Origin of the sequence: Enterobacter sp. ECC-019 (assembly GCF_043974075.1) — a bacterium.
Taxonomy (GTDB): domain Bacteria; phylum Pseudomonadota; class Gammaproteobacteria; order Enterobacterales; family Enterobacteriaceae; genus Enterobacter; species Enterobacter asburiae_D.
The window spans coordinates 2,509,745-2,524,312 of sequence record NZ_CP143759.1 but is presented as its reverse complement, the minus strand read 5'-3'; the positions used below and the strand labels follow the sequence as shown (position 1 = coordinate 2,524,312).

Sequence of the window (14,568 nt, the reverse complement as noted above, 5' to 3'; positions counted from 1 at the left end):
GAAGAGATGATGCGCGTACTGGTTGTTGAGGATAACGCATTGCTACGTCATCACCTGAAGGTTCAGCTTCAGGAGATGGGACATCAGGTGGACGATGCTGAAGATGCAAAAGAAGCCGATTATTATCTCAATGAACACCTGCCGGATATCGCCATTGTCGATTTAGGGTTGCCTGACGAAGACGGTCTGTCGTTAATTCGTCGCTGGCGCAGCCATGATGTCTCCTTGCCGGTTCTGGTTCTGACCGCCCGTGAAGGCTGGCAGGATAAGGTTGAAGTGCTCAGTGCGGGTGCGGATGATTACGTCACCAAGCCGTTTCATATTGAAGAGGTGGCGGCGCGCATGCAGGCGCTGTTACGCCGCAACAGCGGGCTGGCTTCACAGGTTATTTCCATCCCGCCTTTCCAGGTCGATCTCTCCCGCCGGGAATTAGCGATCAATGATGAAGTGATTAAGCTCACCGCCTTCGAATACACCATCATGGAAACGCTGATCCGTAACAATGGCAAAGTGGTGAGCAAAGATTCCTTAATGCTCCAGCTTTACCCTGATGCTGAACTGCGCGAGAGCCATACCATTGACGTGCTGATGGGACGTTTGCGTAAGAAAATTCAGGCACAGTATCCGCAGGATGTGATTACCACCGTCCGTGGCCAGGGCTACCTGTTCGAATTACGCTAAATGAAACGGATTTTACGCCACATTCTGCCCCTCTCGCTGCGGGTTCGTTTCCTGCTGGCAACAGCCGCCGTCGTGCTGGTGCTGTCGCTCTCCTACGGCATGGTCGCCCTGGTGGGCTACAGCGTCAGCTTTGATAAAACCACCTTTCGGCTGTTGCGCGGCGAAAGCAATCTTTTTTATACCCTGGCGAAGTGGGAAAACAACCGAATCACCGTCGAAATGCCGGAAAACCTGAATAAGCAGAGCCCTACTCTAGCCCTGATTTATAACGAAAAGGGAAAGTTACTGTGGGCGCAGCGCGACATTCCCTGGCTGGTCAAAAGCATTCGTCCGGAGTGGCTTAAAACTAACGGGTTTCATGAGATTGAAGCCGATCTCAATACCACCAGCACGCTGATCCGCGAAGATCGCTCTATGCAGCAGAAGCTCAATGAAATTCGCGCTGATGATGCCGAGACGGAGATGACGCACTCCGTGGCGATCAATATTTACCCTGCGACAATGAACATGCCGCAGCTAACCATTGTGGTGATCGACACCATTCCGGTTGAGCTAAAACGCTCTTATAAGGTCTGGAGCTGGTTCGTGTATGTTCTTGCCGCCAATCTGCTGCTGGTGATCCCGCTGCTTTGGGTAGCGGCCTGGTGGAGCCTGCGGCCAATTGAATCTCTGGCCCGCGAGGTACGCGAGCTGGAAGAACATCATCGCGAGAAGCTGAACCCGGAAACGACCCGTGAGCTCACCAGCCTGGTGCGTAACCTCAATCGCCTGCTGAAAAGCGAACGCGAACGCTACGATAAATACCGTACCACCCTTACCGACCTTACCCACAGCCTGAAAACCCCGCTGGCCGTGATGCAAAGTACCCTGCGTTCCATGCGCAGTTCGAAGCTGAGCGTCGACGATGCCGAGCCGGTGATGCTGGAACAGATCAGCCGTATTTCACAGCAAATTGGCTATTACCTGCATCGCGCCAGCATGCGTTCCGGCAGCGCCCTGCTGAGCCGCGAGCTGCACCCGGTCGCCCCGCTTCTGGATAACCTCACGTCCGCCCTCAACAAGGTGTATCAGCGTAAAGGGGTGAACATCAGCCTCGATATCTCGCCAGAGATAAGCTTTGTGGGTGAAAAAAATGACTTCATGGAAGTGATGGGTAACCTGCTGGATAACGCCTGCAAATACTGCCTGGAGTTCGTGGAAGTGTCTGCGCGCCAGACGGAAACCGAGCTGCATATTATCGTTGAGGATGATGGCCCGGGGATCCCGCGCAATAAGCGTGACGTAGTGTTCGATCGCGGCCAGCGCGCCGATACGCTACGTCCAGGCCAGGGCGTAGGATTAGCCGTCGCGCGCGAGATTGTCGATCAGTACGACGGAAAAATCGAAACCAGCGAAAGCCTGCTGGGCGGCGCCAGAATGGAGGTCATTTTTGGTCGCCAGCAGCCCACATCGAACGATAGTTAACCCGTTATGTGAAAAATGCGAGGATCTCGCAGCCGGGGGGCTGAGCTTCCGTTATAATCCGAGTCAGTAAGAGCCTGCGGAATAAAAAAATTATGGATTATCACTTAACACTTAACTGGCCCGAGTTTATTGAACGTTACTGGCAAAAACGCCCGGTGGTTCTGAAGCGCGGGTTCAGCAATTTTGTCGACCCCATCTCGCCTGACGAACTGGCCGGTCTGGCCATGGAAAACGAAGTCGACAGCCGTCTGGTCAGCCACCAGGACGGGAAATGGCAGGTTAGCCACGGTCCTTTCGAAAGCTACGATCACCTCGGTGAAAACAACTGGTCGCTGCTGGTGCAGGCGGTCAACCACTGGCACGAGCCAACTGCCGCCTTAATGCGTCCGTTCCGCGCCCTGCCCGACTGGCGCATGGACGATCTGATGATCTCCTTCTCCGTACCTGGCGGCGGCGTGGGTCCGCACCTGGACCAGTACGACGTGTTTATCATTCAGGGTACGGGCCGCCGCCGCTGGCGCGTGGGCGAAAAAGTGCCAATGAAACAGCACTGCCCGCATCCGGACCTGCTCCAGGTTGACCCGTTTGAAGGGATTATCGACGAAGAGCTGGAGCCGGGTGATATTCTCTACATTCCGCCGGGATTCCCTCACGAGGGCTACTCCCTGGAAAACTCACTCAACTACTCCGTGGGGTTCCGCGCGCCAAGCGGCCGCGAGATGATCAGCGGATTTGCCGACTATGTTCTGCAACGCGAGCTGGGCAGCTATCGTTACAGCGATCCTGATGTGCCTGCACGCGAGCATCCGGCGGATATTCTGCCAGAGGAACTCGATAAGCTGCGCGGCATGATGCTGGATATGATTAACGAGCCAGAGCACTTCAAACAGTGGTTTGGTGAGTTTATCAGCCAGTCTCGTCACGAGCTGGACGTTGCGCCGCCGGAGCCGCCGTATCAGGCTGATGAGATTTATGATGCCCTTCAGCAGGGCGACAAGCTGACGCGTCTGGGCGGATTGCGCGTGCTGCGCATTGGTGAGGAAGTGTTCGTCAACGGCGAAAAGCTGGACTCTCCGCACCGTCCGGCGCTCGAAGCCATTGCCAGCCATCTGGTGTTGACTGCCGACACCTTTGGCGATGCGCTGGAAGACCCGTCCTTCCTCGCGATGCTGGCCGCGCTGGTCAACAGCGGGTACTGGTTCTTTGAGGACTGAGTCGTGATATTTGCCGGGTGGCGGCTTCGCCTTACCCGGCCTACAAAAGTGCGATCCTGTAGGCCCGGTAAGCGTAGCGCCACCGGGCGTTTTTATCTCCGCTCCCCCGCTGCAAAATCCTCGATCTCTCCCGCCCAATCCACCGGATACAACCCTTCACGTACGTCCCGATGAAACGTTGAAAACGGCCAGTCGCTGACTTTACTGACATAGCCATGCTTCAGCGGATTGATGTAGACATAATCCATATGCCGCCGGTAGTCCTCTTCGTTACGGACGGTGTGCTCCCAGAAACGTGGCTGCCATATGTGGCGCATGTCGATGTTGCGGCTAAACGTTTTTTTAATATCCCGCCAGCGGGCCGAAAAGTCGCTGTCGCCTTCCGGTAAGGTCCAGATACAGTGCATATGTTCGGGAAGGATAACCCAGGCGTTTATGGTAAAGGGCTTCGCGCGTTTAACCGTAGAGGTGGCAGCACGCAGGCTGTCGATATGGCGTGTAAGCAAATCGCTTTGGCGGTTTTGCAGATTGACGGTGAAGAACCAGGTACCGCCGGGGATGTAGTGGCGACGGTAGTTTGACATGGGCATTCCTTGCCTTAATGCCGGGTGGCGCTACGCTTACCCGGCCTACGATCCGAATGTAGGCCCGGTAAGCGTAGCGCCACCGGGCGTTTTCTCAGCGTTTTGCCGTCAGTTCAGCTATCCGCACAATCACCTTCACCGCTTTTTCCATCCCTTCCAGCGTCACAAACTCATGCTTACCATGGTAGTTGTAGCCACCGGTAAACAGGTTCGGGCACGGCAGCCCCATAAACGACAGCTGAGAACCGTCGGTGCCGCCGCGAATCGGCTTCAGCTGCGGTTCAATATCGCAGTCGCGCATCGCCTGCTGGGCGATATCGAGAATGTGCGGATGCGCCATCACCTTCTCGCGCATATTGTAATAGCTGTCTTCAATGATCAGCTCAATATAGCAGTCAGGGTGTAATCCTTTACCGACCTTCCTGGCGATCTCCATCATCTTACGCTTGCGCGCTTCAAAGGCTTTGCGATCGAAATCGCGGATGATGTAGTGCATCTGCGCGCTGTCCACGGTACCTTTGATGCTGGTCAGGTGATAGAATCCTTCATACCCTTCGGTCTGTTCAGGACTCTCTTCCGCCGGGACTTCCGCATGAATTCGTGACGCCAGCGACAGCGCGTTCACCATGACGCCTTTCGCCGAACCGGGGTGAACGTTGTTGCCGACAATTTTGATCGTGACGGACGCGGCATTGAAGTTCTCATACTCCAGTTCACCGACGCCCCCGCCGTCAACAGTATAGGCCCACTGCGCGTTAAAGGCCTCCACGTCGAAGTGCTTCGCCCCCTTGCCGACCTCTTCGTCCGGCGTAAAGGCCACGCGGATATCCCCGTGCGGGATGTTTTTATCCTTCAGCACCGCCAGCGCGGTCATGATCTCCGCAATACCCGCCTTGTCATCCGCCCCCAGCAGCGTTTTGCCGTCGGTGGTGATCAGCGTCTGGCCAAGCAGCTGGTGCAGCACCGGGAACATCACGGGCGAGAGTACTTCGTCGCCAATGCCCAGCGCGATGTCGCCGCCGCGGTAGTTTTCCACAATCTGCGGGTTCACATGTTTACCGCTAAAATCCGGAGAGGTGTCGACATGGGAGATAAAGCCAATCGCCGGAATATCACCCGGGACATTCGCCGGCAGCGTTCCCATCACAGTGCCTTTCTCGCTTAACGTGACGTTGACCAGCCCCATGGCGTTAAGCTGCTCTTTAAGCAAGTTTAATAACTTCCACTGGCCTTCGGTGCTCGGCACCTGGCGAACACCCGGCTTAGATTGGGTATCCAGCGAAACGTACTGTAAAAAACGCTCAAGTAATTTATCCATGCAGTCACCCTCACTTTTTGTGACAACATTATCAATAAGCATCAAAACGCAAATATTGCGTCAGGTCACTTTTATCCCGCAAACGAGAATATTTTCCGTTTATATCGTTATGCGTTAATAAATGTAGCTTATGAATCAGTGACAAGGATTGGCGATTGCAGGTGATTGCCGTAGAATGTCCGCCCTCATTACGAGTCACCAAGGTGGTTACACACAAACCCCGCTTCAGTCTGCTGCCTGAGGCGTCTATATGGGACAGCGCAAAAATTGAATACACAATCCCGTTCACGTTCACCGCTGGTGCAACTGGAACGAATTCGTAAAAGCTTTGATGGCAAAGACGTCATTTCCGACCTCACTCTCACCATCAATGACGGTGAGTTTCTGACGCTGCTTGGCCCCTCCGGCTGCGGCAAAACAACCGTACTGCGTCTTATCGCTGGGCTGGAAAGCGTCGATAACGGCCATATCCATCTTGAGAACCAGGACATCACCCGGGTTCCCGCCGAAGATCGCCACGTCAATACCGTCTTTCAGAGCTATGCCCTGTTCCCGCACATGACCGTGTTTGAAAACGTGGCGTTTGGCCTGCGAATGCAAAAAACTCCGTCGAGCGAGATCGAACCGCGCGTCACCGAAGCCCTGCGCATGGTGCAGCTTGAGATGTTTGCCCAGCGTAAACCCCATCAGCTTTCCGGCGGCCAGCAGCAGCGCGTGGCCATCGCCCGCGCCGTCGTCAACAAGCCGCGTCTGCTCCTGCTGGATGAATCCCTCTCGGCGCTGGATTACAAGCTGCGCAAGCAGATGCAGAACGAGCTCAAAGCCCTGCAGCGCAAGCTCGGCATTACCTTTGTCTTCGTCACCCACGATCAGGAAGAGGCCCTGACCATGTCTGACCGCATCGTGGTGATGCGTGACGGTAAAATCGAGCAGGACGGCACGCCGCGCGAAATCTACGAAGAGCCGAAGAATCTGTTTGTCGCCAGCTTCATTGGCGAGATCAATATCTTCGACGCCACGGTGATTGAGCGTCTGGACGACCAGCGCGTGCGCGCCAGCGTCGAAGGACGCGAGTGCAATATCACGGTGACTTTCCCCGTCGAAAAGGGACAAAAGCTCAACGTTCTGCTGCGCCCGGAAGATCTGCGCGTCGATGAAATTCACGGCAATACCGAGGCTGAAGGGTTAATCGGCTATATTCGCGAGCGCAACTACAAAGGGATGACGCTGGAATCTGTCGTCGAACTGGAGAACGGCAAAATGGTGATGGTCAGCGAATTCTTTAACGAAGACGACCCTGACTTCGACCACTCCCTCGATCAGAAAATGGTTATCAACTGGGTAGAAAGCTGGGAGGTTGTGCTGGCTGATGAAGAACACAAGTAAATTCCAGAATGTGGTGATTGCCACGATCGTCGGTTGGCTTGTGCTGTTTGTCTTTTTACCCAACCTGATGATCGTTGCCACCAGCTTCCTGACCCGCGACGACGCTAGCTTCGTTTCGCTGGTCTTTACGCTGGACAACTACGCGCGCCTGCTCGATCCGCTCTATTTTGACGTGCTGCTGCACTCGCTCAATATGGCGCTGATTGCCACCCTTGCCTGTCTGGTGCTGGGTTATCCCTTCGCATGGTTCCTCGCGGGCCTGCCGCAAAAAGTGCGGCCCCTGCTGCTGTTTTTACTGATTGTTCCCTTCTGGACCAACTCGCTCATCCGTATTTATGGCCTGAAGATCTTCCTCAGCACAAAGGGCTATCTCAATGAGTTTCTGCTGTGGCTGGGGGTGATTGATACGCCGATCCGCATTATGTTTACCCCGAGCGCGGTGATTGTCGGCCTGGTCTATATTCTGCTGCCGTTTATGGTGATGCCGCTCTACTCCAGCATCGAGAAGCTGGATAAACCGCTGCTGGAAGCGGCAAAAGATCTGGGTGCCAGCAAGCTGCAGACCTTTCTTCGCATCATTATTCCGCTGACGATGCCCGGCATTATCGCGGGCTGTCTGCTGGTGATGCTCCCGGCGATGGGCTTGTTCTATGTGTCGGATCTGATGGGCGGCGCGAAAAACCTGCTGATCGGTAACGTCATCAAGAGCCAGTTCCTGAACATCCGCGACTGGCCGTTCGGCTCGGCCACCAGCATTACACTGACGGTGGTCATGGGCCTGATGCTGCTGGTCTACTGGCGCGCCTCGCGCCTGCTGAATAAAAAGGTGGAACTCGAATGATCGGTCGACTGCTTCGCGGCGGTTTTATGACCGCCATTTATGCCTGGCTCTATATCCCGATTATCATTTTGATCGTGAACTCGTTTAACAGCTCGCGATTCGGGATTAACTGGCAAGGGTTTACGACCAACTGGTACGGCCTGCTGATGAACAATGACAGCCTGCTGCAGGCCGCTCAGCACTCGCTGACGATGGCGATCTTCTCCGCCACCTTCGCGACGCTGATTGGCTCGCTCACCGCCGTAGCGCTGTACCGCTATCGCTTTCGCGGCAAACCGTTTGTCAGCGGCATGCTGTTTGTGGTGATGATGTCGCCGGACATCGTGATGGCCATTTCGCTGCTGGTGCTGTTTATGCTACTGGGCGTACAGCTTGGCTTCTGGTCGCTGCTGTTTTCCCATATCACCTTCTGCCTGCCGTTTGTGGTGGTGACCGTCTTCGCGCGCCTGAAAGGGTTCGACGTGCGCATGCTGGAGGCGGCGAAAGATCTGGGCGCCAGCGAGATGACTATCCTGCGTAAAATCATCCTGCCGCTGGCGATGCCTGCCGTGGCGGCCGGATGGCTACTTAGCTTCACCCTGTCGATGGATGACGTAGTCGTGTCCTCTTTCGTCACCGGTCCGAGCTATGAAATTCTGCCGTTGAAGATCTATTCAATGGTGAAAGTCGGCGTCTCACCTGAGGTGAACGCGCTGGCGACCATTCTGCTGGTGTTGTCGCTGGTTCTGGTGATCGCCAGCCAGGTTATTGCTCGTGATAAAACAAAATCTCAGGGGACAATGAAATGAAAAAAATGCTCGCCGCTGCGGCACTGGTGCTTAGCATGGGTGCCGCACACGCTGATGACAGCAAAACACTCTACTTCTACAATTGGACCGAATATGTACCGCCAGGGCTGCTGGAACAGTTCACCAAAGAGACGGGCATCAAGGTGATCTACTCGACCTATGAGTCGAATGAAACCATGTATGCCAAGCTGAAAACCTACAAAGACGGCGCGTACGATCTGGTCGTTCCTTCCACCTACTTTGTCGACAAAATGCGTAAAGAGGGGATGATTCAGAAGATCGATAAAACGAAGCTGACCAACTTCGGCAATCTCGACCCGGAAATGCTCAACAAGCCGTTCGACCCGAATAACGACTACTCCGTTCCGTATATCTGGGGTGCGACCGCGATTGGCGTGAACAGCGAGGCCGTCGATCCGAAAACGGTGACGAGCTGGGCCGACCTGTGGAAGCCGGAATACAAAGGGAGCCTGCTGTTAACCGACGACGCGCGTGAAGTGTTCCAGGTGGCGCTGCGCAAGCTGGGCTATTCGGGCAACACGACGGATCCGAAAGAGATTGAAGCGGCGTATAACGAGCTGAAAAAGCTGATGCCTAACGTGGCGGCATTCAACTCTGATAACCCGGCAAACCCGTATATGGAAGGCGAAGTGAATCTGGGGATGGTGTGGAACGGCTCCGCGTACGTGGCCCGCCAGGCCGGTACGCCGCTTGAGGTGGTCTGGCCGAAAGAAGGCGGGATCTTCTGGATGGATAGTCTGTCGATTCCGGCCAACGCGAAAAACGTTGAAGGGGCGCATAAGCTGATTAACTTCCTGCTGCGCCCGGACGTGGCGAAACAGGTTGCCGAGACGATTGGCTATCCGACGCCAAACCTCGCCGCACGCAAGCTGCTGAAGCCTGAAGTGGCTAACGATAAATCGCTTTATCCGGACGCGCAGACCATTAGCAAAGGTGAATGGCAGAATGACGTCGGCGACGCCAGCCGCCTCTACGAAGAGTATTACCAGAAATTAAAAGCGGGCCGATAAACGGTATCGCGTTCTTCCTCACGCCACCTGTACGGCGTGAGGAAGGATTAACTGACCGCATTCTCCCCGGCCCAGACCGTCGCCTTTCTCATCGCCTCAACCACCTCTTCATCCGACAGACCCAGCGCCTGGCGAACTCTGGTCGCCTCGTCCCACTGCTGCTGCTCATAGTAACGGCAAAGGCTCACCATATCGGCTAACCGTCCCTCCTGGTGGCACAGTGCATTGCTCACGCTCTGCGGCACCGCAATTTGCTTCATCAACTCTGCCATCGGCAGTTCAAGGAGGGTGTCGAGCAATGAAAACAGGCCGCATATGAAGGCATTTTCAGCCAGCGCAGGTTCTTTCATCGTCTCAGCAATCAGTTCACAGAACTTACCGCGCATCATACTCAACGGGTAAAGCTCGCTGACGGTATCATTACCCGCACTGGCGAGGACCACGACGGCAACAAACCGTCTCAGCTGGTTTTCACCGAGGTATCTGAGCACTTCGCTCAGGGTTAACTTGCTGAAATTACAGGCGCCGACATGTTTAAGAGCCGTATGCTTCATATAGCGCATGATTTTATAAGAGAGCGTGAGATCGGTTTTAATCAACGACTCGACGATCCGAAAATCAGGTTTATTGCGCCCGACCTCTATTTGCAGCCGAAAAATCGCCAGCTGATTTTGCGATAGCCGTTTATATTTAATGACCTCCGGACGGCAGAAAAAATAGCCCTGAAAAAGCGAGAATCCCTCTTCCCTGTATTGGTTGAATTCCTCTTTAGTCTCAATTTTTTCAGCGAGATATTTAATATTCCCGGTCAGATGTTTACGCTCTTTCAGATACGCTTTAATTTGCGCTAAAGTATAATTTCTGACGTCAAATTTCAGTATTGAAATATAGGGTAAAAAAGCATCCCATTCTGGTGCAAGGGTGAAATCATCAAGCGCAAACTGATAACCGTGCGCATTCATCTCCCTGACGGCCTGCAGCAGTTCAGCTCCCGGCACAGCATCTTCAAGGATCTCAATGACCACGCTCTCTTTATCCAGCGCTTCTCCACTGCGGTCAATGACCATTCGTGACGGAAAATTAATAAACGACGTATGCGGCCCGGCGATGCGCTGGGACGGCACGCATAAAAACTGATCTGATATCATTCTGGATGTGGCATATTCCGCCGACACATCCGGAAAACGGTTTGTCATCCCATCTCTGAAGAGCAGCTCATAGGCCACCGTATTCATTTCAGGGTTAAAAATGGGTTGTCGCGCAATAAATCCGTACATATCCCATCCTCCTCTACAACTTTATATTTATTAGCATCCTCTTTCTACACGACGATAACGAGCATTATCGAGCACTATTTTGATTGAATGCACAAAATAATAGCATCCACACTAATTAACGGGATTTATATGTTCAGGATTTAAATTAAATATACCTGGCGATCTACAGAAAGAGGAAAAAATATCCGATAAGGAATAGGTGCCTGCCCGACATGCACAATATTACGGGAGAAGAGAATGAAAGACGCCATGGTCAAAAGACAAAAAATAAGAGTCAAGACGTTGATGCTATTGTCCATTTTCCTCACCGTGACGGTGGGCTTTACGGCAACGATCGGGTTTATGATGTGGCAGTGGATGGCGCAGCAGGAGGTTCTGGCCAAAAAACATATCCGCCAGATTGCCGAGGTGCAATCGTTGCAGGTCAGCAAACAGCTGGATTCAGCCCTGACTGCCGCCCGGGATTTGGGCAACAGCGCCCTGGCGCTGCGCGAGGCGGGCGTATCCGATCGCCAGAGCCTTAACCAGTTGCTCATCCACTATCTGTCGGCTCATCCACAGTTTCTCTCCATGTCGATGGCCTTTGAGCCCAACGCGTTCGACGATAAAGATGCCGCCTGGGCCGGTCAGAGCGGTGAAGATCCTGCCGGGCGCTACGCCCGCTACGTTGACCGGGACGCCACCGGCAAACCGGCATTACACCTGCTGACGGATATCGAAACGCCCGGCAGCGGTGATTACTATCTGCTGCCGAAACAACGACATAAAGATGTGATCATCGAGCCCTATATTTATCCCTACAACGGCGTGGACGTGATGCTCACCTCGATTGCCGCCCCCATCATGCGTGACGGTCAGTTTCTGGGCTCGGTCACCTCGGACTTCTCCCTTGCCACGCTGCAATCCACGATCGGCGCTATCAAGCCGTGGAACGGCACAGGCTACGCCCTGCTCCTCTCAGCGGGTAATAACGTGGTGTCCAGCCCTGACAAGCGCGCGGCAAACAAGCCTTACGCCGGTCAGATTACCGGTCATGACGTCACCCGGGTAAGCGATCCGCTGCTGAAGGAGGACGTGTTCATCACCTGGCAGGACATCGCCGTCGGTAATAGCCAGACGCCGTGGAAACTCGCCATTATCACGCCGGTCAGCGAAGTGATGGCCGAAGCGCGCGCATTTTTACTGAAAGCCATCGTCCTGATGGTGTTAAGCATCGTGGCGGTGAGCCTGGTGATGGCGCAAATCTTTACCCGCAAAGTTGACCGTCCGGTTGGAGGGGAACCTTCGGAGGCCGCCGGGATCGCCCTGGCCGTTGCCCGGGGGGATCTGAACAACACCATCCCGGTTCGTTCCGGAGATACCCACAGCATTTTTTATGCCCTGCACACCATGCAGACGCAGCTCAAGCGCATCGTCGACAATATCAGCGAAGCCAGCCATTCCGTGCACGGCGGCACCAGCGAAATTTCGGCGGGCAACCTTGATCTCGCCTCGCGAACCGAAGAACAGGCGGCGGCGATTGTTGAAACGGCAGCCAGCATGGAAGAGATTTCGGTCACGGTGAAGAATAACGCCGACAACGCGCACAAGGCGACCACGCTGACCGATCGCGCCGCGAGCCTCGCCGGGCATGGCGAAACGCTGGTAAACGACGTGGTCGTGGTGATCGGGGAGATTGACGAGAGCGCGCGTAAGATCGGCGAGATTAACAGCATTGTCGATGGCATCGCCTTTCAGACCAATATCCTGGCGCTGAATGCTGCCGTTGAAGCGGCACGGGCTGGCGAACAGGGGCGCGGCTTCGCGGTAGTCGCAGGGGAAGTGCGCAATCTTGCCCAGCGAAGCGCCAACGCGGCAAAAGAGATCTCTCAGCTGATTGCCGAGTCCTCAGGCCGTGTAAGCAAAGGCGTTGAGCTGGTCAATGAAACCGGGGTGATGATGAAACAGGTGATTGAAGCGGTATCGCATGTGCATCTGGTCATTAACGATATCGTTCAGGCGCTAGACGAGCAAAATCGGGGGATTAGCCAGGTGAGCACCGCCGTTAACCAGATGGACAGTACAACCCAGCAGAACGCCTCTCTGGTTCAGCAGATCTCCGCGGCGGCGCTCTCGCTGGATGAGCAGGCCAAATCGCTGGAGAAGACGCTGGCATTCTTCCATTCATAAATAAAAAGGCACCCGCTGGACGGGTGCCCGTTTACTCTCTTACCGCTACAGCCCTTTCAGCAGCTTGTCGACAAACTCCGGGACGACCGTACTTGCCAGACCGTAGTGTTTCTCTTCAAACTCGCTGCCCACCTGGCTTGGCTCAAGGTTGAGTTCAACCGTATGCGCACCGTGCAGTCGCGCTTCGTGGACAAACCCCGCCGCCGGGTAAACATGACCGGATGTGCCGATGGCGATAAACACGTCGGCCATCGCCAGCGCGCTATAGATCTCATCCATGCCCAGCGGCATTTCGCCGAACCAGACCACGTGCGGACGCAGGCGCGACGGGAACTGGCAGCAGTGGCACTTATCCTCTGGCAGCACGTCCTCTTTCCAGTCCAGCACCTGGCCGCTCCAGGCGCAGCGAACCTTGAGCAGCTCGCCGTGCATGTGGATGATGTTCTTGTTGCCGGCCCGCTCGTGCAGGTTGTCGATATTCTGCGTGACCAGCAGAAAACGATCGCCGAGCTCCTCTTCCAGCTTTGCCAGCGCCAGATGCGCCGCATTCGGCGCGACTTCAGGCTGCTGAAGCTGACGACGGCGGGCGTTGTAAAACGCCTGCACGAGATCAGGGTCGCGGGCAAAGCCTTCCGGCGTAGCCACATCCTCCACGCGGTGCTCTTCCCACAGCCCGTCCGCCGCGCGGAAGGTTCGAATTCCTGACTCGGCGGAGATCCCCGCCCCGGTCAGCACCACCACTCTGGGTTTATCCATCGCTTCTGGCATCATTCTGTCTCTGAAAAAGATCCGCTGGCGCAAGCGCTCACGCAAGCGGCGTTTGTTTTTGCGAAAACGGCTGAGTCGACCCTGGCGACGCGACAGCATAGAAACCTCGTAAACTAATCGGTGAGATGAAGGAATGCGGCTCCGCGCATGCCTCCTGCGTCCCCGTGTCGCGCGCGTTCAATACGCGGCTCGCGGGCAACCGGCAATAAATGTCGGGGCAAACGCCCGGACAACCGTTCCGTAATCGCGGTAAAGTTTGAAAGCCCTCCCCCGATCACCAGCAGATCCGGGTCGACGATGGTGAGAATATTTCCCAGACACACCGCCAGCAGATCCAGATAGCGCTCGACGTGCTCACGCGCCTGCGCATCCCCTTGCTCCCACAGGGTAATGATTTGAGGGGCCTCAAGTTTCTGATGATAGAAGTGTTCGTAAAGCCATGCAAATCCGCGCCCTGAGAGGTAGTTCTCAATACAGCCGTGCTGGCCGCAGCCGCAGCGGGTCAGCGGAAAATCACGCCCCACCATCTCCAGCGCGTCCACCGGCAGACGGATATGGCCAAACTCTCCGGTGATGTAGCTGCGCCCGGTAATGGGCTTACCGTTGATGACAATCCCCCCGCCGACGCCGGTACCGAGGATCAGCCCCATCACCAGCGGATAGCGGCGGAATTCATCATCCCAGGCTTCGGAGAGCGCAAAGCAGTTGGCATCATTGTCTAAACGCACGTCGCGTTCAAGGAGGGCAGAGAGATCGGCGCGGAGAGGTTTACCGCTGGCGGCAGGCACGTTGGCGGCATACAGCGTGCCGTCGTCGGTTTCGGGCATCCCGGGAATGCCGATGCCGACGCTGCCTTTCACGCCAAAGCGTTCATCGGCCTGCGCCACCAGCGCGGCAATCGCGGTTAAAAATTCGTCGTAGCTTTCGCGCGGCGTGGGAACGCGGGTTTCCCACTGCAGCTTGAGGTCTTTATCAAACACGCCGAGCGCAATCTTGGTGCCGCCAATATCAAATCCATAATACATAAACGCATTCCTCTTTTGACCT

13 protein-coding genes are annotated in these 14,568 nt (G+C 55.3%); 8 read left to right on the top strand and 5 right to left on the bottom strand.

Features of this window, described 5'->3' with window-relative positions; translation table 11 throughout:
- The first annotated feature begins 9 nt into the window (after nucleotides 1-9).
- The 3 genes from phoP (at nucleotide 10) to V1566_RS11845 (ending at nucleotide 3,359) form a co-directional block, all read left to right on the top strand.
- Nucleotides 10-681, top strand: coding sequence for a two-component system response regulator PhoP (gene phoP, locus V1566_RS11855; RefSeq protein WP_028019015.1), 672 nt, complete (start codon nucleotides 10-12; stop codon nucleotides 679-681).
- The gene (gene phoQ, locus V1566_RS11850) at nucleotides 682-2,145 is read left to right on the top strand and encodes a two-component system sensor histidine kinase PhoQ (RefSeq protein ID WP_395303404.1); all 1,464 of its coding nucleotides are present in this window, start codon (nucleotides 682-684) and stop codon (nucleotides 2,143-2,145) included. It begins immediately after the preceding gene.
- A 92-nt stretch (nucleotides 2,146-2,237) separates the two neighbouring features.
- Complete coding sequence (locus V1566_RS11845) at nucleotides 2,238-3,359, top strand: JmjC domain-containing protein (RefSeq protein ID WP_395303403.1); 1,122 nt, start codon at nucleotides 2,238-2,240, stop codon at nucleotides 3,357-3,359.
- 92 nt (nucleotides 3,360-3,451) lie between these two features.
- On the opposite strand, the gene V1566_RS11840 is transcribed toward V1566_RS11845, so the two are convergent.
- Together V1566_RS11840 and pepT are read right to left on the bottom strand one after the other, a co-directional pair.
- Entirely contained in the window at nucleotides 3,452-3,943 is a 492-nt protein-coding gene (locus tag V1566_RS11840; RefSeq protein WP_395303402.1) for an REP-associated tyrosine transposase, read from the bottom strand.
- Nucleotides 3,944-4,037: 94 nt separating this feature from the next.
- On the bottom strand, nucleotides 4,038-5,261 hold the full coding sequence (pepT, locus tag V1566_RS11835) for a peptidase T (protein ID WP_395303401.1): 1,224 nt from the start codon (nucleotides 5,259-5,261) through the stop codon (nucleotides 4,038-4,040).
- A gap of 237 nt (nucleotides 5,262-5,498) precedes the next feature.
- On the opposite strand from pepT, the gene potA reads away from it, so the two are divergent.
- Genes potA through potD form a run of 4 tightly spaced genes read left to right on the top strand, consistent with a single transcriptional unit; the run spans nucleotide 5,499 to nucleotide 9,307 of the window.
- On the top strand, nucleotides 5,499-6,647 hold the full coding sequence (potA, locus tag V1566_RS11830; RefSeq protein WP_395305981.1) for a spermidine/putrescine ABC transporter ATP-binding protein PotA: 1,149 nt from the start codon (nucleotides 5,499-5,501) through the stop codon (nucleotides 6,645-6,647).
- The gene (gene potB, locus V1566_RS11825; protein WP_121425912.1) at nucleotides 6,631-7,488 is read left to right on the top strand and encodes a spermidine/putrescine ABC transporter permease PotB; all 858 of its coding nucleotides are present in this window, start codon (nucleotides 6,631-6,633) and stop codon (nucleotides 7,486-7,488) included. Before potA ends, potB begins: the two co-directional genes overlap by 17 nt.
- A complete protein-coding gene (gene potC, locus V1566_RS11820) occupies nucleotides 7,485-8,276 on the top strand; it encodes a spermidine/putrescine ABC transporter permease PotC (RefSeq protein ID WP_395303400.1) in 792 nt (263 codons plus the stop codon). Before potB ends, potC begins: the two co-directional genes overlap by 4 nt.
- The gene (potD, locus tag V1566_RS11815; protein ID WP_395303399.1) at nucleotides 8,273-9,307 is read left to right on the top strand and encodes a spermidine/putrescine ABC transporter substrate-binding protein PotD; all 1,035 of its coding nucleotides are present in this window, start codon (nucleotides 8,273-8,275) and stop codon (nucleotides 9,305-9,307) included. Before potC ends, potD begins: the two co-directional genes overlap by 4 nt.
- A 47-nt stretch (nucleotides 9,308-9,354) precedes the next feature.
- On the opposite strand, the gene V1566_RS11810 is transcribed toward potD, so the two are convergent.
- The gene (locus tag V1566_RS11810; RefSeq protein ID WP_395303398.1) at nucleotides 9,355-10,584 is read right to left on the bottom strand and encodes an EAL and HDOD domain-containing protein; all 1,230 of its coding nucleotides are present in this window, start codon (nucleotides 10,582-10,584) and stop codon (nucleotides 9,355-9,357) included.
- Nucleotides 10,585-10,821: 237 nt separating this feature from the next.
- On the opposite strand from V1566_RS11810, the gene V1566_RS11805 reads away from it, so the two are divergent.
- Complete coding sequence (locus tag V1566_RS11805; RefSeq protein WP_395303397.1) at nucleotides 10,822-12,753, top strand: methyl-accepting chemotaxis protein; 1,932 nt, start codon at nucleotides 10,822-10,824, stop codon at nucleotides 12,751-12,753.
- Nucleotides 12,754-12,798: 45 nt separating this feature from the next.
- On the opposite strand, the gene cobB is transcribed toward V1566_RS11805, so the two are convergent.
- Entirely contained in the window at nucleotides 12,799-13,620 is an 822-nt protein-coding gene (gene cobB, locus V1566_RS11800; protein ID WP_121425907.1) for a Sir2 family NAD+-dependent deacetylase, read from the bottom strand.
- A 14-nt stretch (nucleotides 13,621-13,634) separates the two neighbouring features.
- On the bottom strand, nucleotides 13,635-14,546 hold the full coding sequence (nagK, locus tag V1566_RS11795) for an N-acetylglucosamine kinase (protein ID WP_395303396.1): 912 nt from the start codon (nucleotides 14,544-14,546) through the stop codon (nucleotides 13,635-13,637).
- Between the last annotated feature and the right edge of the window lie 22 nt (nucleotides 14,547-14,568).